At 66.0% G+C, this 17,463-nt stretch carries 15 protein-coding genes, 1 pseudogene and 1 riboswitch; of the genes and pseudogenes, 3 read left to right on the forward strand and 13 right to left on the reverse strand.

Features of this window, described 5'->3' with window-relative positions; all coding sequences use genetic code 11:
- The first annotated feature begins 297 nt into the window (after positions 1–297).
- Positions 298–735, forward strand: coding sequence for a prepilin peptidase (locus tag ACVMIH_RS23335; RefSeq protein ID WP_063790104.1), 438 nt, complete (start codon positions 298–300; stop codon positions 733–735).
- A gap of 20 nt (positions 736–755) precedes the next feature.
- Here ACVMIH_RS23335 and ACVMIH_RS23340 read toward each other — a convergent pair whose 3' ends face one another.
- From ACVMIH_RS23340 to ACVMIH_RS23385, 10 genes and pseudogenes are all read right to left on the reverse strand, one after another.
- A complete protein-coding gene (locus ACVMIH_RS23340) occupies positions 756–1,400 on the reverse strand; it encodes a hypothetical protein (protein WP_456863472.1) in 645 nt (214 codons plus the stop codon).
- Positions 1,400–1,963: a type II secretion system protein GspM gene (gene gspM, locus ACVMIH_RS23345; RefSeq protein WP_063790101.1), complete on the reverse strand. Its 564-nt coding sequence runs from the start codon at positions 1,961–1,963 to the stop codon at positions 1,400–1,402. The genes ACVMIH_RS23340 and gspM overlap by 1 nt, the downstream gene beginning before the upstream one ends.
- Positions 1,960–3,033: a PilN domain-containing protein gene (locus tag ACVMIH_RS23350; protein ID WP_456863475.1), complete on the reverse strand. Its 1,074-nt coding sequence runs from the start codon at positions 3,031–3,033 to the stop codon at positions 1,960–1,962. Before ACVMIH_RS23350 ends, gspM begins: the two co-directional genes overlap by 4 nt.
- On the reverse strand, positions 3,033–3,947 hold the full coding sequence (locus tag ACVMIH_RS23355; RefSeq protein ID WP_456863478.1) for a general secretion pathway protein GspK: 915 nt from the start codon (positions 3,945–3,947) through the stop codon (positions 3,033–3,035). The genes ACVMIH_RS23350 and ACVMIH_RS23355 overlap by 1 nt, the downstream gene beginning before the upstream one ends.
- Positions 3,947–4,654, reverse strand: coding sequence for a PulJ/GspJ family protein (locus ACVMIH_RS23360; RefSeq protein WP_456855171.1), 708 nt, complete (start codon positions 4,652–4,654; stop codon positions 3,947–3,949). Before ACVMIH_RS23360 ends, ACVMIH_RS23355 begins: the two co-directional genes overlap by 1 nt.
- Positions 4,651–5,070 (reverse strand): prepilin-type N-terminal cleavage/methylation domain-containing protein, encoded by a 420-nt coding sequence (locus ACVMIH_RS23365; protein WP_245311511.1) that lies wholly within the window; start codon positions 5,068–5,070, stop codon positions 4,651–4,653. The genes ACVMIH_RS23360 and ACVMIH_RS23365 overlap by 4 nt, the downstream gene beginning before the upstream one ends.
- Positions 5,036–5,500 carry a type II secretion system protein gene (locus ACVMIH_RS23370; protein WP_050386340.1) on the reverse strand — a complete coding sequence of 155 codons (465 nt, stop codon included), beginning with the start codon at positions 5,498–5,500 and terminating at the stop codon, positions 5,036–5,038. Before ACVMIH_RS23370 ends, ACVMIH_RS23365 begins: the two co-directional genes overlap by 35 nt.
- A 15-nt stretch (positions 5,501–5,515) precedes the next feature.
- Positions 5,516–6,031 carry a type II secretion system major pseudopilin GspG gene (gene gspG / locus ACVMIH_RS23375; RefSeq protein WP_456855170.1) on the reverse strand — a complete coding sequence of 172 codons (516 nt, stop codon included), beginning with the start codon at positions 6,029–6,031 and terminating at the stop codon, positions 5,516–5,518.
- 17 nt (positions 6,032–6,048) lie between these two features.
- Positions 6,049–7,262, reverse strand: a pseudogene (locus tag ACVMIH_RS23380) (type II secretion system F family protein).
- A 4-nt stretch (positions 7,263–7,266) separates the two neighbouring features.
- Entirely contained in the window at positions 7,267–8,943 is a 1,677-nt protein-coding gene (locus tag ACVMIH_RS23385; RefSeq protein WP_456855168.1) for a GspE/PulE family protein, read from the reverse strand.
- A gap of 336 nt (positions 8,944–9,279) precedes the next feature.
- On the opposite strand from ACVMIH_RS23385, the gene gspD reads away from it, so the two are divergent.
- A complete protein-coding gene (gene gspD, locus ACVMIH_RS23390) occupies positions 9,280–11,667 on the forward strand; it encodes a type II secretion system secretin GspD (protein WP_283067618.1) in 2,388 nt (795 codons plus the stop codon).
- Positions 11,668–11,743: 76 nt separating this feature from the next.
- Positions 11,744–12,217: a tetratricopeptide repeat protein gene (locus ACVMIH_RS23395; RefSeq protein WP_253625332.1), complete on the forward strand. Its 474-nt coding sequence runs from the start codon at positions 11,744–11,746 to the stop codon at positions 12,215–12,217.
- 7 nt (positions 12,218–12,224) lie between these two features.
- Here the strand turns inward: ACVMIH_RS23395 and ACVMIH_RS23400 are convergent, their stop codons facing one another.
- From ACVMIH_RS23400 to ACVMIH_RS23410, 3 genes are all read right to left on the reverse strand, one after another.
- A complete protein-coding gene (locus ACVMIH_RS23400) occupies positions 12,225–13,724 on the reverse strand; it encodes a PepSY domain-containing protein (protein WP_456863482.1) in 1,500 nt (499 codons plus the stop codon).
- Between the two features lie 2 nt (positions 13,725–13,726).
- Positions 13,727–16,000 carry a TonB-dependent receptor gene (locus ACVMIH_RS23405; RefSeq protein ID WP_456855165.1) on the reverse strand — a complete coding sequence of 758 codons (2,274 nt, stop codon included), beginning with the start codon at positions 15,998–16,000 and terminating at the stop codon, positions 13,727–13,729.
- Between the two features lie 108 nt (positions 16,001–16,108).
- Positions 16,109–16,304: riboswitch (cobalamin riboswitch) on the reverse strand.
- Between the two features lie 229 nt (positions 16,305–16,533).
- Positions 16,534–17,463 (reverse strand): CobW family GTP-binding protein, encoded by a 930-nt coding sequence (locus tag ACVMIH_RS23410; protein WP_156436251.1) that lies wholly within the window; start codon positions 17,461–17,463, stop codon positions 16,534–16,536.

A 17,463-nucleotide genomic window follows, 5' to 3' on the forward strand; every position in this document is an offset into this window, starting at 1 on the left:
GTCAACCCACTCGTCTGCCACGAAGGGCTCGCGGCATGTAGCGGGGCGAACTATTGTCGGTATCCTATGCGGATTTGTGACAGCGCAGACTTTTTGTCGCATCTTTTCTGCTTCGCGATCGTCGATGACGATCACAATCTCGCAAACTCGTTGGCGCTGCTGCAGACGGATTGAAATTGGACTGTTCAACGCGCGTGAGTTGTTGCAACACAACGTTCGCACCCGTCACACTTGTCCGTCGTCATGCAGATTGATCGCGAAGCTCTCTATTTTATCGGATCTTACGGCGCGCTTTGCATGCTTTGCTGCGCGGTCGCGCTGATCGATCTTCGCCACGGCATCATCCCGAATTGGCTGAACCTTGCGATCGCGGCGCTCGGTCTCGCCAACGTCGTCGTCACCGAAGGCACGATGGCCGCCTTCACCGCCATGGCGATTGCGGTCCTGGTCGGCATCGTGTTCCTTCTACTGCAGCGTCTTTACTTCGCCTTGCGGCATGTCGACGGATTGGGACTTGGCGACGTCAAGTTTCTTGCCGCCGCGGCGATCTGGGTCGGCGCGACAGGCGTTCCGACCTTGCTGCTGATCGCGGCACTCGCGGCGCTCGGTGTTGCCGGCGGCCTGCAACTCGCCGGTCACGAGATGAAGCGCCAGACCTCGATCCCGTTCGGCCCGTTTCTGGCGCTCGGGCTTCTCGTGACGCCGGCCCTTCAGAGCTGGCTCGCGTTGAACTAGCATCTCGGTCCGACGCGCGGTCACATCTGGCGCCGCGCGGCCAAGGGCTTCCTTTCGCTGCTGACCGGAACCAGGCGGACATCGCCGCTCTCGTCGCCACCGGGCTGGGGCAATGTGAGCACGGCCCCCTGATCGTCCTTCTGCATCGTGACTTCGCGGCCGTTGATGGACCGCAGCTTCCATCCCTGGAAGTCGTCGCCGATCTTCAGCCGCAGCGCCGTCTTGGTCGACTGATCGAGAAAGATCCCGAAGCTTTCGTCATCTCCCGCGATGGTGCCGACCAGCGACAGCGGCGGTGGCTCGATCGCGACCTTGCGCGGCGGCGGCGGCGCCGGCTTGCTGACCTCCGGTTCCGCAACGACGGCAGGCGGCGGCCGCCGCGACGGCGAGAACACCGGCCGGTCGCGCGTGTTGGACAGCGTCTTGAGCGGGATGCCCCACAACGGATTGGCGCTAAGCGGCCGGGGTGTCGGTGCCGGCGACGGTGTCACCCGGACCGACGTCACCAGCTCGGACGGCGGCGGTGAACTCAGCACCGGTCCGCCGAGACGGGTATCGTCGAGCATCCCGGCGTCCAATGCATCGCCGGACGGGGCAGGCACCGCGGCCGGCGCCGAATAGGCCGACACTGCCAACAGCACGATGGTCGCTGCGAAGCGTCGCATCATTTCGCTCCTCGCCATTGTCCGGAGACGCCGAGCAGCACGCGCAGCTTGCCGGGATCGGCGCCCTTGGCGGCCTCGTCGGCGACGGGTTGCACGACCAGTTGGTCGATGAACAAAAACGGCATGCCAGCTTCCAGATCGTAGAGCACCTGCTGCAATTGCGCCTGCTCGATCTCGCTGCTCGCGACCATGCTGATGAAGCCGGCCTTGGCCGGCGCGTTGGGAACATCGAGCTGCGTCGACAGCACGTTGCCGCCGGCCTTGATCACCGCACCCGACACCCGTTGCAGCAGGGTGGCGCCGGCCACCGTGACGGTCGCCCCCTCGAGATAGGCCGAGCCGGTCGGCATCGCCGGCTGACCTGGCGCGGTATTCGCCCTGGATCGCCCCTCCAGTTGCTCCAGCAATCCGGCCGCTGCCGCAACATCGCTGCGCAGGCCGATGATGTCCGAGAGCGACGAGATGACGACAAAGAGCAGCAGCACGAACAGGCCGAGATAGCTCGCGGTCGCGACCATTGGCGAGGTGCTGACAGCGGTCAGCGATCGGGATGCTGCGCTCATGAGCCGGACCCAAAATAAGCAGTGATGTTGGCCTCGACGTGGAACCGCTCGGCCGATTCATTTGCCGCACGCGTCGTCGGCGCGAAGAACGTCGCGCGGGTGAATTGCGGCGACTGCTCCAGCAGCCGGATCAGGGATGGCGCATCTTGGGTCAGTCCCACCACCTGCGCCTTGTTGCCCTCGATGCGAAGCTCCGTCACATAGGTCGTGTCGGGCAGCACGCGCGAGACCGCTTCCAGGACCATGACGCTCGACGGCGTCGTCTGCTTGCGCTTGGCCAGCAGGCCGAGCCCGGACGAGTCGCCATTGGCATCGAGACGCAGCGCGGCGCGGCGCTGCGCGATCCGGTGTTGCAGGTCGTCCTGCTCGGATTGCAGCCACCCGCCGAGATAGATGTTCAGCAGCAGCGAGACCGCGGCCGCGGCCGCCGTCGAGACCAGGCTGACGCGCAACAGCCGCGGAACCGAAGGCCCGGCAAGGCCGCGCAGCGACTTGTCGAGCAGCGTCACCTGCTGCGCGGCGCCGTCGCCGCCAACCGCCGGCGCGAAGACCGCGACGGAGGCGGCGCCGAGCATCCTCGCCATCCGGATCAACGGATCGACCTTCGCCGCCGCGGTCGCGCCGAACGCGACTTCGATGCGGTCATTGGCGATCGGTTGCGGCGAACTCCAGCCAAACACGGCATCGGCAGCGCTCCATGGAGTCAGCCGGTCGACCTGTGCGCGGATCATGCCGTCGAGGAAGTCACTTGCCTGGCTCGGGAAATCGAGCACGCGGCTGACGATTTGATCCGATCGCAAACGCACCTCGATGCGGCTGCCGTCGAACGCGGTCTTCCACTCCGCCGGCAGCGGAGGCTGCGGCGCATCGTGATCGAGCCGGAACGAAACCGGCATCGAAGGCGAGCCATCCTTCGAGACCGCGAGGCGGGCGGTGAACGTACCATCGCCATTCTCGTCGAGCTCGATGCTGCGCCGGCGCATGAACATGCCGGCGACGCCGTCGACGGCCGTCGCGACCGCGGCGATCCATTGCTCGAACCATTGCCGTGCCTCGGCAAGCATTGCCATCAACCTCTCCTGCGCGGCAGAGCCGTAATTCGCGCCTCGACGTCGTTTTGCCAGGACAACACCCGATAGGGCTCGACCTTGTCACCGAGTGCGATCACCGCCTCGGATGTGGTCCGGTGACCGTTGCGGAAGCGGATCGAGATTGCGATCCGGTAGCACGGGCTCTGCGCCGTCGATGCCGCGCTTTGCTGGCTTGGGGCCTGCGTTCCGGCAGCGATTCCGTTCGGCGAAGCCGGGCGCGCCCCGAAGCCGTCCTGGTCCTTCCCCGGTGCCTTATCGACGGCGAGAGCGACTTCCGGCGCGGCAATGGTCGGATCAACGTCCGGACCACCGTTGAACACCGTCACGAATGGCAACACGCGATCGACAAACGCTTCGGGGATGCCGGCGACCAGCGCCAGCTCGTTAACATGGGTGAACAGCCCCTGCCGCGGCGAATAGCCAAGCGCGTTGTAGCGCGCCGCCTCCACGTTCTCGCTGCCCGGCGCGGGCCGGGTTCGCCAGCCGACGATCCGGTCGGCATATTCGGCGGCGGCGTCCTTGCGGGCACCGAGCACGACGAACAGGCCGATCAGCATCTCCTTCGATGCATAATTCAGATCAAGGCGGCCGGCCTCCGACGTGAAGGTGACATCGACGCTGGCATCGTCGAGACCGAAATGAAACGTCCCCTGCTGCGGCCTCGTCTTCTCGTCCGTCAGCGTCAGCTGATAGGCGGTGAGCTCAACCCCGGCCGACACCAGCGCCTCGGTCTGCAACGACAGATTGCTGGCCGCCAGCGCGCGCGCCGACGCGGCCAGATACGCCGAGAAGATGATCGCCAGCGACGACAGCGCCAGCAGGATCCAGAGCACCGCAACGATGACGAAACCGCGATTGGCCGGCGATCGGCCGATCTTGCCGGACGCGCCCATCACGTCTTCCCCTGATCGGTGGCACTGCCGGAACTCTGCTTGTCGCCGCAATTGCCGTCCGGCTTGGTGCAGTCGCTCGGAATCTGGACATGGACCGGCGCGATGGTCGAAACCGACAGGACGCGCTGGCTCGCCGCGTCGCGCACGGTCAGCCGGATCATCGCCGGCAGTCTGTCCGCGTCCTTCCACGCGCTCTTCCAGGCCCGGTCAGCACCGGCATAGGCGAACGACAGCCGATAGGGCGCGCGCAGCAGCACCACCGGGCTGGCGAGATGGACCTGTTCCGACCGCGACACCCCTTCAGCCAGCGGCGTGAACCGCGTCTGCGTGCGAACCGTGACGAACTCGCCGCGATCGCGCGTCTCGCCAAGGCGCACCACGTCGAGCCCCGGCCCGGCATTCGGCCCCACCGACGTGCGCACAAACATCACGGACAACTCCGATCCGTCGAACAGCGGCTTGTGGCTGTCGCGGTTGGCGGCAACGAACTCCGCGGCCGCAAGATCGGCGCCGATCCGCTCCAGCGCGATCCCGATCAATTCGCTGCGCTGGATCCGGTCGAGGCCCCTGTTCCAGCTCGGCAGCCACTGCGCCGTGATGCTGGCGAGCGCCGACAGCAACAGCCCCATCAGCGCCAGCGCGACGATGGTCTCGATCAGCGTGAAGCCGCGCTCGCCCGTTCGCTGGTCTGCCCATGCCCGGGTCATTCCGACGACCTCGGCATCAGGCGCACGGTGCGAATGTCGGACAGCGCACCGCCCGGAGATTTGACGCGAATCCGTACCAGCTCCGGAGCCCAGGGCACATTGCCCTCGGGCACTTTCCAGTCGCCACCGAGCGGACTGACATCAATCGTCCAGCGGTAGCCCTCCGCCTGCCCCGTCGAGGTGCCCGACTGCAATTCCGCGCGGGGCGGGATGCCGACCGTCATCAAGGTGCGCACCGCCTGCATCAGCGCCACGTGCTGCTCCAGCGCCCGCACGCCGCGCGTCTTGACGCCCATGACGGCGCCGATCGCAACGATCGAGACGGCCACCAGCGCCAGCGCCACCAGCACCTCGATGATGGTGAACCCCGCATCAGTGCGGTTAGTTGGCGGCGACGTCGCGAGCAACGATTTCAACCCTTCCGGTAAGCCAGTTGACGCGGACCTCATATCCCGCATCGAGCCGCGTCAGCGCGATGGAGCCGCCGCAGGAACCGCCATTGGCGAAGAAGCGGATCGTCGACAGTGCGGCGCGGCGCTGACAGCTCTGCGGCAGCACGGCATCGAACCGCACGTCTTCGGGGATCCGCACCGTCATGCGCGACGCGCCGGAGTGGATCACCCGGCTCGGCGCATCGACCAGCGTCGCAACACTGGTGCTGCGCTCGATGGCGGCATTCCGATCGGCCTTCAGCAGCGTCGCGGTCTGCAATGCATAGGCCTGCAGGCGCGATCGCGAGGTCTGGTGCGGAATGAACGGAAGCAGCACGGCCGCCAGCAGCGCGATGATGGCGAGCACGCACACCATCTCGAGCAGGGTGAAACCGCGCTGCGTCGCGTCACTCATGCTTGCGATGCATCCTTATTGGTCGTTGTTGGCGGCGGTGGTCTTCTCGAGCGAGATATCGGCCGAGGTGCCGCTGCCGCCCTCCTGACCATCGGAGCCGTAGGAGACGATGTCATAGGGTCCGTGCTCGCCGGGCGAGTGATAGAGATAGGGGTGGTTCCAGGGATCGTTTGGCACGTTGCCGCCCTTCAGATACGGGCCGTTCCAGGCCGCGACCCCCGGCGTGCGCCGCACCAGCGCGGCAAGCCCCTCAGCCGTGGACGGGAAGCGCCCGGCGTCGAGATAGAACAGGTCGAGCGCGCTGGAGAAGCTCTGCAACTGAATGCGCGCGGTCTTGACCTTGGATTCGCTGAGATAGTTGAGCACGCGCGGGCCGATCAGCCCCATGATCAGGCCGATGATCGCGATCACCACCAGCATCTCGACCAGCGTGAAGCCCTCCTGCCCCGAACGCCTCTGGCTTTGCGACGGCGCGCGAGCGCGTTCCACTCGCGTGGCGAATGCCTTTATGATGGTGTTGCGCGATATCATGGCCGATGACCCCTGCTCTAACCGACTAGCTGCGTGACCGAGAGCAGCGCCGTCATGACCGACACGATCAGTCCGCCGACGACGGTGCTGATCGTGATGATCGCCAGCGGACCGACGATGCCGACGACCCGGTCCAGGCTGCGCTGCAATTTTGCTTCGTAGAATTCCGCGACCCGCCCGGCCAGCACCGGCAGCTGCCCGGTCTCTTCACCGAGCCGCAGCATGCGGACCGCCATCGGCGGCAGACTGTCCGCCACGGCGAGTGCTTCCGACAATTTGCCGCCATGGCGGACGCGGTCGGCGGCGGCGGTCCAGTTCGCCTCGTTTCCGGTCACTGACATGATGTCGACCAGGATGCGCAACGCGGCGGTGAGGTTGACGCCGCTGCCGAGCAGGACGCCGAGATTGCGGCAGAACAGGCTGGCCCGATAGAACTGGAAAGCGCTGCTGATGCCCGGCACCCGCGAAATTCCATTGACCAACGCGGCGCGCACGCGCGCCTGCCGCAGCAGCCACCATGCGAGCGCAATCGTCGCCGCGCTGATCAGGCTTGCCGCGGTGGCATTGGCGCGCAGGAAATCCGATACCGCAATGAAGCTGGCGAGCGCCGTGTCCGACTTGCCGCCGAAATCGCCGAGCACGGTCGAGAATTGCGGCAACACGAACAGCAGGAAGAACAGCATCACACCGGACGCCGCGACCAGCACGAAGGCCGGATATTGCATGGCGTCGGTCAGCTTTCGCCGCATCTGCTCGGAACGCGCGCGCTCGGTGCCCAGCATCTCCAGCACGGAATCGAGCGTGCTGGAGATTTCCCCCACCCGGACCAGGGCGATGTACATCGGCTGGAACAGGGTTGGATGATCCGCTACACCGCATCGGCAAAGCTCTCGCCGGTGAGCAGGGCAGCGCGAATCTTCGCCACCACCGGACGCATCCGGCCGACATCGGCGTCGCCCGACAGCAGCTCCAAGGCATCGTCGAGACGCGCACCGGCCTTGAGCAGCAGTGCGAGATCACGCGTGAACGTAGTGACCTCGGCCGCGCTCGGCCCGCCGAACAGGCTGCGGGCGCCGACGGCGCCGGATGCGCGCTTGTCCTCGGTGGTTTCGATCGGCAGCAGCTTGAGATATTCGATCCGCCGCGCCACCTCGGCCGCCGTCGGGGCGGAGATCGTGCCGTTCACGATCTCGCCGGCCTGGGTCAGAGCGCGATAGCGATAATTCGGCACGGCGTCACCGCACCGTTGCGACGCGGAGGATCTCGGCGGGCGAGGTCAATCCGGCGCGGCATTTGGCGACCCCATCGTCGAGCATCGTGGTCATGCCCGAGCGGATCGCCATCGTATCGATCTTCAGCCCGTCGGTTCGCTCCCCGATCAGTTCGCGCAGTTCATTGGACAGTTCGAGCAGTTCGAACACGCCGAGGCGGCCTCGATAGCCGGTCCCGCCGCAGCGCTCGCAGCCGCATGGCTCCTGAATGATCTCGTCGGCCTTGAAGCCGAGCGCGGCGAGCCGGGGGTCCTCGGCGAAATCGGCTGTTGCAAGCGGCCGCGCCGTCTTGCAGCGCTCGCAGAGTTGCCGGACCAGACGCTGCGCGATCACGCCGCGCAGCACCGAACGCAACAGATAGCCTTCGACCCCGAGGTCGAGCAGACGCGGCACCGCGGCAGCCGCGGTCTCGGTGTGCAGCGTCGTCAGCACCAGATGCCCGGTCAGCGCCGCATGCACCGCGACATGCGCGGTCTCGGAATCTCTGACTTCACCGACCATGATCACGTCAGGGTCCTGGCGAACGAAGGACCGCAGGGCGGTGGCGAAGGTCAGGCCGATCGCGGGCTTGATCTGGGACTGGTTGACGCCGGGAAGCTCGTATTCGACCGGATCCTCGATGGTCAGGATCTTGCGGCTCGGCTCATTGAGGATCGACAGGATCGTCGCCAGCGTCGTGGTCTTGCCGCTGCCGGTCGGCCCCGTGATCACGACCATGCCGTGCGGCAGCTTCAAGAGCCGCCGCAGCTTGGCTTCGTCAGGCTCGGAGAATCCGAGCTTTTCGACCACCAGCAAGCCGCGATCCTTGGGCAGGATGCGGATGACACAGGATTCGCCGTGCTGCGTCGGCATGATCGCGACGCGGATATCGATGTCGGTGCGACCGGCCCGCAGCCGCGCCGCGCCGTCCTGCGGCAGGCGGCGCTCGGCGATATTGAGGTTGGCGATGATCTTGATGCGGGAGACCACCGCCTGGGGCAGCACGCCCGACAGCGCGGCGACCGGCCGGAGCAGACCATCGACCCGTAAGCGCACCATCAGCCCGCCGGAAAACGGCTCGATATGGATGTCGCTGGCGCGAAGCTCGACCGCCTTTTCGATCAGATCGTTGACCGCGCGCACCACCGGCGCGCCGCTGGCGAGATCGCGCAGGCTCTCGATGTCGTCTTCGCGGGGCAGCGCCGCCGCGCTATCGGCGGCCTCGGCCTCTTCAGTGCTGGAAGAGTTGTTCAGCGCGATGGCGACGTCTTCCGACGATGCCACTTTCACATTGATATCAGCGCCAAGCACGATCTGTGCCGCGCGCAGCGTCGCCTGATCGGTCGGGTCGACGACCGCGAGCACCGTGGTCCCGTCGGCCGCCCGGCACGGATAGACCATGGTCTCGCGCAGGAAGCGCGGCGAGAACGCCCCGGCCAGCGGTTCGGCCGAGGTCATCTCCTGGAGCGTCAGGCGGCCGAGCGCAAAGAAGCGCGCGGCTTCGTCGGCGAATTCGGTCGGGGAGAGGCTGGTGACCTCCCACAGCTTCAATTGCCTGACATCGGCGCCCTGCCCGGTCCGCTCAGCCGGTCCATCGCTCGGCGCCAGGTGATTGTTCTGACGCAGATAATCCACGAACCGAACGGACAGGTCGTTGGCCATTCTCGATATCCCGCCACACTATCCCGGATCAGTTCGTGCCAAGCGCCGCTGCGTGCCGTCGCGTTCGGCTCCCGGCAATTGTGCGGTTATCGATCCGAAGTGTGACAGCTGTGCGAAGTCACATCATTCGTCGCGCTCAAGAAACTTTGAGGGTGGCATCGCGGACACAAGCAGCGCGCCGGCAGCACGATTTCGGTGCGATGCGATGGGCAGGTCGCGAACGACAATCATGTAACCAATTTATTTCTGTCATGTTCGATCGCTAAGAGTCCCTCCGGGGTAGGACCGATCGTCGCAAGCAATCGAAATTTCAGTTAGTCAAAGCGAAGGGCCTTCATGCAACGCGTAGGCACAGTGGGCCGCTGCCCGACGATCCGTGGCGGCCTCGCAGCCATTTTTGCCTTGACGTCACTGGGGCTGTTGGCGTCCTGCAATTCCGCGACGGTCGGCGAGAGCGTGGACGCATCCCAACTCGACGTCACCGACAAGGTGCGCTCGCTGGATCTGGCGCAGCGCCAGCCGCAACCGGTGAACGCACTGGCGGCGACGGGCGGCAGCCAGAGCGGCAGCGTCCGCGCGGCGATGTATGACGGAAGCGAAGTGACGGCGGTCGCGGACGCGCGGCCGCAACCGGCGTCGAACGGCAATGGCTTCGATCTGAATTTCGAGAGCACGCCGGTGGCGACCGTCGCCAAGGTGGTGCTCGGCGACATCCTGCATGTCGGCTACACCATCGACCCGCGGGTGCAGGGCACGGTCAGCCTGGTCTCGGTCCGCCCGGTGCCGAAGTCCGACATGGTGTTCGTGCTTGAAAACGCACTCCGCCTGAGCGGCGTTGTGCTGCTCAAGGATACGGCAGGCTATCGCCTGACGCCGCTCGGCGACGCCGTCGGCGGCGGCCGCGTCGATGCTGCGGCGGCCAATCCCGAACCCGGATTCGGCATCTCGGTGGTCCCCCTGCAATATGTGTCGGCGCAGACCCTCATGAAGCTGACCGACAGCTTCGCCACCAGGGCGGGCGCGATCCGCGCCGACACGACACGCAACCTGCTGCTGATCCAGGGCACCGGCGCCGAGCGCCGCACCGCGGTCGATACCGTGCTCAGTTTCGACGTCGACTGGATGCGCGGCCAATCCGTCGGCATCTTCCCGATCTCGAGCGGCTCGCCCGCGCCTGTCATTGCCGAGCTGGAGAAGATCGTCGATTCCGGCGAGAACGGCCTCAGCCAGAATGTCATCAAGTTCATGCCGATCGCGCGCCTGAACGCGATTTTGGTGGTGACCAAGAAGCCCGACATGCTGCACACGGCCGCGACCTGGATCAAGCGCCTCGACCGCAACGACACGGCGCGCACCTCGGTCCATGTCTACCGCGTCAAATACGGCGATGCGCGCCAGATCGCGCGGGTCCTGACCGACATGTTCCTTGGCGGATCGTCTGGCAACCTGCTCGACAGTGCCGACAGCCAGCTCGCGCCCGGCTCCGGCACCTCGTCGACCTCGAGCGTCGCCGACCGTCTGTCGCTCAACAACAACAACGGCGCGAATTCAGGCATGAGCGGCTTCGCATCCCGCGGCACGTCGGGGACAGGCGCAACAGGCCAGGGCCTTGGCCAGGGATTCGGCGCCGGCGGGCAAGCGAACAATCCCAACAATCCGGGCCAGGGCAACAATGCCGCGCTGGATGCCGGACGCGGTGCCGGCGGCGGCAACGGGCAGCCCGTCATGCAGGACGTCCGGATCACGCCCGATGTCGTGAACAACAATCTCCTGATCTATGCCGACCAGGCCAACTACCGCATTATCGAGTCGACCCTGCTGCAGATCGACGAGCCGCAGCTCCAGGTCGCGATCGACGCGACGATCGCCGAGGTCACGCTCAACAACACCTTGTCCTATGGCGTGCAGACCTATCTCACCAGCCAGAACCTCGGCCTGAAGCCGAACACCGGCTCGATCCTCGGCACCCAGGCCACTTCCGCTCCCGCGACCACCACCGACGCGACCACCGGCGCGGTCTCGGTCGCGGGGTCGCTCACCAATGCCTTCATCAACCAGAGCTTCCCGGGCTTCAACTTCCTGATCGGAAATGCAACGCAGCCGAGCCTGATCCTGGATGCGCTGCACGCCGTCACCAGCGTCAAGGTGCTGTCCAATCCCTCGCTGGTGGTGATCAACAACCAGGTCGCGACCCTGCAGGTCGGCGACGTCGTCCCGGTCTCGACCGGCAGCGCGACGGTGCTGACCACGAGCAACACCGTCGTCAACACCATCGACTATCGCAACACCGGCATCATCCTGAAGGTCTCGCCACGCGTCAGCGTGAACGGCACCGTGCGGCTCGATGTCGAGCAGGAGATCAGCAACGTTCCCCAAAGCAGCGGCAGCACGGTCAACCTGACGCCGACCGTTTCGGAGCGACGGGTCAAGAGCCAGATCTCGGTGGCCAACGGTCAGACCGTGCTGCTGGCCGGCCTGATCAGCGAACAGCAGAGCGGCGCCCGCAACGCGCTTCCGGTGCTCGACCAGATTCCGGGCCTCGGTGACGCCTTCGGACATCAGAGCAACGGCACCCAGCGTACCGAGCTGATCATCTTCATCCGCCCGCAGATCATCCGCAACGGCTCCGACGCCCAGACTGTGGCCGAGGAGCTTCGATCGAAATTGCGCGGCAGCATCGCCACGACATCGACCAATGCGCCGATCACCACCAGCTATCACTGAGCCGGGCAGCAGGATGCGCCGCGTTCTCGCACAACGGACGGGCCTCTCGGCTTCGCTTGCGATCGCGCTTTGGGCGATGACCGCCTCTGTCGCGAGCGCCGACAGCGTCGCGCGCGGATCGGCCGCCTTCCATCGCGGCGACTATGTCCGGGCGGCTCGGGAGCTCGCGCCGGCCGCCGAGCGCGGCAATCCGCGCGCTCTCGGCATGCTCGGCTTCTTGTATGAGCACGGCTTCGGCGTGCCGCAGGCCTACGCAGCCGCCGCCGACTGCTACTATCGCGGCGCCGTGCAGGGCGACCCGTTCGCGCAGGCCCAGCTCGGCCTGATGTACGACAAGGGTCACGGCGTTCCGACGGATTTCGTGCTGGCCTACAAATGGCTCAATCTGGCCGCGGCCCGCTCGAACGGGCGGCAGCGCGATGCCTATCTCCGTTTCCGCGATGCGGTCGCATCCAAGCTCTCGACCTATGAGATCATCGCCGGTCAGCGGTTTGCACTGGAATGGGCCCCCGATCGGCCGGCGCCGGACGTGCACCTGACCGCCAAGTAATCGCGCCTTACGGGGGTGTGCGCACGAGGCCCGCCGACACGCGCCTGCCTCGTACCTTCCGCCGCCGCAACCGGCGCCACCCGATCACGATCCCGCTGATCGAGATAATCGTACCAGCCGCCGATAGCAGCCACACCACGACGTCGCGCGCCGGCCAGATGCGCAGCAGCAGCGGGACATCGAGGCTGTGCAGCGCGTTGAACAGCCAGCGGTAGGACCGGCGGCTGTCGTCGCTGCGCTCGAGGATCTCGCCGGTGACGGGGGAGATGTGCAGCCAGGTGCGGGCGGGATCGTCGAACCCGATCCGCAATACCGGAAGCTCGCGCGCCTGGTGCAGCGTGTACCAATAGGCGTCGGGTTCATCGAGCTGCCGCGCTGATGTCATCGCAGCGCCGGGCATTGCGTGTCGGGCGGCAGCGATGACCTCGTCGCGCGAGAGGGGCATCCGCGCACCGGTCACAGGATCGGCGATGCTGCGGCCGCCGTTGCCGTCGTCGAGCAACATTAACCGGTGTCCGCCGATCCAGACGAAGCGGGCCTCCACCGCAGGCATCGATGGCGACGACTGGAAGCCGGCGACGATGTCGGCCGTGTCATGGCCACTATAGCCGATCGCGATCTCGCGGGTGACGCCGCGGCCGGAGAACGCGCCACCGGGATTGAGCGACAGCCAGCCGCTAAACATCCAGGTCAAGACGCAGATGCCGCCGACCAGGCCGGCGATGTGATGCCAGGCCATCCAGCCGCGATAGGGCGAGACGGCGCCATCAGCGTAGCGGCGCATCAGCCGCAGGCGGAGGACGCCGATCCAGAAGCCGGTGACCGCGACGACAAGACAGACACCCGAGATCCACAGCACCACATCCCGCCACAGCGGGCCGTCCTTGCGCAACACGGTCGGATAGATCCAGTGCGGGATCGAGCCGAGCCAATTCCAGACGCGCTCGCGCCGCGTGGTGTCGAGCGCGATCTCGCCGGTGCGCGAGGAAACGTAGAGTTCGGTGCCATCGGCGTCCCCGAGGCCGATCCGATAGAGCGGCCGCAACGGATCGAAGCGCGCGGTCACCGACCATTGGTCGCGCGTGATCGTTTCGATCAAGCGAGGCTGCACGGCATGCGGATGATGAGCGGCAATGGCCAGCGCCTGGTCGGGCGTGATCCGGTCGATCACGCTGCCGTCGGTCGCCGAAATGGTGATCGTCCCTGCCTTCCAGGCGGTCACCCGATAGACGGGCGTGTCGTCCATCATCGAAAGCCGCAGGTCACGCGGATAACGCTCGACACCTGCGATCGCCATCGCGCGATCAGGCGTGACCCGCACCTTGCTCCAGGGAATGACAGGAAGCGCGGCGAGGCGCTCGCTGTCGGTAAGGCGCGGAAAGGCCACGTACATCATGACAAGGCCGGAGATGAACCACATCGCGAACAGGAGACACGTCGCAATGCCGATCCAGCGATGGACGATATAGAGCCACCGCCGCCCGCGCCGGATCAGAGCGTTGCGCATGGTCAGAACTTCACGTTGACGGACAATTCGGCGGTACGCGGCATGCCTAGCAGCCACTGCCCGGTGCCGTTCGAGGTCGCCGCGTAAGCCTTGTCGAACAGGTTGTAGACGCGGAACGCGACCGTGGTGCGGTCATCCGGCTTCCACCTGACGCCGCCATTGACCACATTGTAGCCCGGACGCAGCTGGGTGTTGGCAAGATCGGAGTACATCGCACCGACGATCTGCACGCCGCCATAGACCGACCAGTTGGGCGCGAAATCCCAGGTCAGCCAGACATTCGAGACCTGCTGCGGCACGTTGACCGGGACATTGCCGTTGAAGCTGACGATCTTGCCGCCGACCACCTGGCTGTTGTTGTCGTATCTGGCGCGCAACAGCGCAAGATTGGCGTCGACGCGCCAGCCGTCGTTCAGCGCGAGCCCGATCGATCCTTCGACCCCGCGGGATGATTGCTGGCCGATCTGCAATGCCACGCCGCCGGTAGGGTTGCCGGGATCGGGAATCGTGAGCCCGGTCTTGACGATCTCGTAGGCGGCCAGCGTCCACTCGCCGCGGCCGCCCCAGAACGACTGCTTGACCCCGATCTCGGTCTGCTTGCCGGTCGCAAGCTGGAATGTCTTCTGCGTGGTCGACAGTGAGATCAGATTGCTGACCGGATCGACGCCGACCGCGTACTGGCCATAGAACGCGAGGTTCTTGATCGGCTCGTAAACGAGGCCCGCGCGCCAGCTAGTGCCCGATAGCGTCGTCTCAAAACTGTTTGCCGGCGTCTTGTAGTCGGTGCGGTCCACTCCGGGGCGATCATACCTGACCCCGGTCACCAGCGACAACTGATCGGTCAGCGAGAGCCGATCCTCGGCGAACAGCGCGTATTGATTGACGATCGCGTTGAAGCCCGGCGTGGTCGCCGTCGTCGTGGCGAAGAACGATCCGGGATCGAACACATAAGGATTGACCGACGACGCGCCGCCATAGGGCGAGTTGTTGGTATGGGTGAAGTCGATCCGGTTGACGTCGAACCCGGCGACGACCTGGTTCGCAAGGCCGAACACGTGGCCGCTGAAGGTCGTATCCATCCGGTTGCCGAGCTGCTTCTGGTCGTGGAAGATCTCGATATAGCTCGTGCGATCGATCAGCTGGGTCTTCGGATTCCAGGTGTGGTTCTCGATGTCGCGCCAGTGCCGCTCGCTGGTCAGGTAATACAGCGTGTTGTTGACCTTGATGCCGTCGGCGACGTCCCACTCGGTCTTGAACCGGGTCCAGCTGTCCTGATAGCGGATCGCGCTGTCCGCTGCATTGTAGTTCTTGAAACGCAGCGCGTCCTGGATCGCGCCGTTGATCAGCGGCGTGCCGAAATAGCGCGACGGGCTGCGATCGCCGTAATCTTCCGAGAGCGTGAAGGCGAGATTGTCCGACGCCTGCACCCGCACGGCAGCGGAGACCACCGCGTTCGAGGTCTTGTCGCGATCGACCCAGCTGTCCGACATGTTGCCGGTGGCGTTGATGCGGTACGACACATTGGGATTGATCGGACCGGTGCTGTCCACCGAGAGCCGCCGCGTCATGTTGCTGTCGAGCGAAACCTCGGCCTCGTTATAGGGCGTGCTCTGCGGCTTCTTCGGAATCACGTTGATGACGCCGCCGATCGCGCCTTCGCCGTACAGCACCGAGGCCGGGCCGCGCAGCACTTCGATGCGCTGCGTCGACCAGGTGTCATAGGGGAACGTCAGCGTGCCGGAGCCGATATAGAAGCGCGTGCCGTCATACAGCGTCATCACCGAGTTGCTGCCGGCAAAGCCGCGGGTGCTGAACGACAGGCCGCCATTGCCTGGCGCCGGCGTTGCGACGAACCCGGCCGCGTCCTGGGTGACGGCATCGAGCACATTATGCTGGCCGCGTTCAGCGATGGTCTGCGCCGTGATGATCTCGACGCTGGCCGGCGTCTGCAGCGGCGTCAGGTTGAGACGACTGCCGGTGCCGCCCTGCGTGGTGGCATTGAGCGTCGGCGATGCCGATCCCGGTACGCCCGACGCCGCGACGCGCGGGGCGTTGCCGGCTGTTGCAGGCCTCGGCCGTGGCCGCGCCGCAGCGGTCATGTCACGGCTGCGCGCCGCAGGCTTCGGCTTTGCCGCAGCGGAAGGCGCGACCTCAATCGGATCGAGTCTGGTTGGTGGCGGCGTTTGTGCCGAGCCTTCGACCGGCAACAACAATGATGACAGGGAGCAGAGAAGACCGAGGCGCCATTTGCGCGCAACGGGAGAGGACGGAGACATGAAAAGGACTCGCGGTAACGTGGCACGTCACCGCGAACGTGGACTGGCGCATTGCCAAAAAAGGCAGTGCTCCGATCCCACCAGGACGCCCCCGCCCGATGTACTCGCGTGTGACCACGACTGACGGCAGGTCTCCTGGCTCACGGGTCATCGCCTGTCGACGCCTTCCCGGGCCGATGGCCCAGTGGCAAAATTGACGAAAGGCTCGCCGTTTACAGTTGCGGGGACAGCTGCGGCATTGGGGTTACCCTCGCACCGCATTCCCTTTTGATCCCCGAAGGGAACCGTCGGCAAAAACGATAGGTGGTGCCGGCAAGGCTGTCAATTCGATGCGATTGTCGCACACATGCTTTGCGAGATGCTGCTGCGGCGATGACACAGCGACGTCGAGGGCTGACGCCGAAAGGCAACCCGTCATCCTGAGGAGCGCGGCACGCGCGTCTCGAAGGATGCACGGCCCGGCTGGTGGCCGATTCATCCTTCGAGACGCCGCTTCCCTCGCACCTCAGTATGACGGGAAACGTAGGTTCGCGTCACTGAGCCTCGACGCATCCCTGCATCACCTCATCAATCTCCGCGCGCGACAGCGCACCCATCTCGGCGATGAACACGATGCGCGTGCGCGGCACGCCGGGCGACGGCACGCCGCCCGCAGCCAAGGTCGCGCGGCCGCCGGCGAGGTGAAGCACGGTCAGCCGCCCGGGCTGCTCCACCGTCTCGAACAATCCCTTCGCCCGCGCCAGCTTCGGCGCCAGTCTGCCGATCGCCTGCTGCAAGCGCGGCAGCACGACGGGCCGCTCCGAGGTCCAGCTCAGCGTGTCGAAGCGATCGGACGACGGCCGTCGCGGCGCGGTCTCGCGCGGCGCCGACACATGATCGAGGTCCGCTGGGAACAGCAGCGCGGCCGGCACCTCGCCATGCAAGGCATCGACCACCACGGCCGCCGGACGCACCGCGCGCACGGCGTCGCGGATCGCGGCGCACGCAGCGGCGTCAGTCAGATCGACCTTGCTCAGCGCCACCACATCCGCCGCCCGGAGCTGCGAGCGCAGCAGCGCATCGTTCAGCATCGCCGCAGGCTGCGTCGCGTCGACCACGCACAGCACGGTCTCCAGCGGCGCCTCCTTCCAGATCACGGGATCCATCAGGTTGCGCACGATGTCGGCGGGATCGGCGATCCCGCTGGTCTCGATCACGATGAATTCGGGACGCGGATCACGCCGCAGCAACGTGGCGAGCGTGCGCAGCAGGGCGCCCTCCAGCGTGCAGCAGATGCAGCCATTGCTCAGGCTGACCACGCCGTCGCTGGCGCCGGCGATCAGCTCGGCGTCGATATTGATCGCACCGAAATCGTTGACCACGGCGGCGATGCGCCGCCCTTGCGCATGCGCCAGCAGATGGTTGACGACCGTGGTCTTGCCCGCCCCGAGGAAGCCCGCGACCAGCAGGATCGGGACCGGCAC

Source organism: Bradyrhizobium sp. USDA 4503 (assembly GCF_054055815.1).

Bases quoted from the DNA above. Each gene is read 5' to 3' on its own strand.
- gspD (WP_283067618.1), top strand. From the start codon at position 9,280: ATGCAACGCGTAGGCACAGTGGGCCGCTGCCCGACGATCCGTGGCGGC.
- ACVMIH_RS23350 (WP_456863475.1), bottom strand. From the start codon at position 3,033: ATGGCAATGCTTGCCGAGGCACGGCAATGGTTCGAGCAATGGATCGCC.
- ACVMIH_RS23385 (WP_456855168.1), bottom strand. From the start codon at position 8,943: ATGGCCAACGACCTGTCCGTTCGGTTCGTGGATTATCTGCGTCAGAAC.
- ACVMIH_RS23360 (WP_456855171.1), bottom strand. From the start codon at position 4,654: ATGACCCGGGCATGGGCAGACCAGCGAACGGGCGAGCGCGGCTTCACG.
- ACVMIH_RS23400 (WP_456863482.1), bottom strand. From the start codon at position 13,724: ATGCGCAACGCTCTGATCCGGCGCGGGCGGCGGTGGCTCTATATCGTC.
- ACVMIH_RS23335 (WP_063790104.1), top strand. From the start codon at position 298: ATGCTTTGCTGCGCGGTCGCGCTGATCGATCTTCGCCACGGCATCATC.
- gspG (WP_456855170.1), bottom strand. From the start codon at position 6,031: ATGATATCGCGCAACACCATCATAAAGGCATTCGCCACGCGAGTGGAA.
- gspM (WP_063790101.1), bottom strand. From the start codon at position 1,963: ATGAGCGCAGCATCCCGATCGCTGACCGCTGTCAGCACCTCGCCAATG.
- ACVMIH_RS23355 (WP_456863478.1), bottom strand. From the start codon at position 3,947: ATGGGCGCGTCCGGCAAGATCGGCCGATCGCCGGCCAATCGCGGTTTC.
- ACVMIH_RS23370 (WP_050386340.1), bottom strand. From the start codon at position 5,500: ATGAGTGACGCGACGCAGCGCGGTTTCACCCTGCTCGAGATGGTGTGC.
- ACVMIH_RS23405 (WP_456855165.1), bottom strand. From the start codon at position 16,000: ATGTCTCCGTCCTCTCCCGTTGCGCGCAAATGGCGCCTCGGTCTTCTC.
- ACVMIH_RS23395 (WP_253625332.1), top strand. From the start codon at position 11,744: ATGACCGCCTCTGTCGCGAGCGCCGACAGCGTCGCGCGCGGATCGGCC.
- ACVMIH_RS23340 (WP_456863472.1), bottom strand. From the start codon at position 1,400: ATGCGACGCTTCGCAGCGACCATCGTGCTGTTGGCAGTGTCGGCCTAT.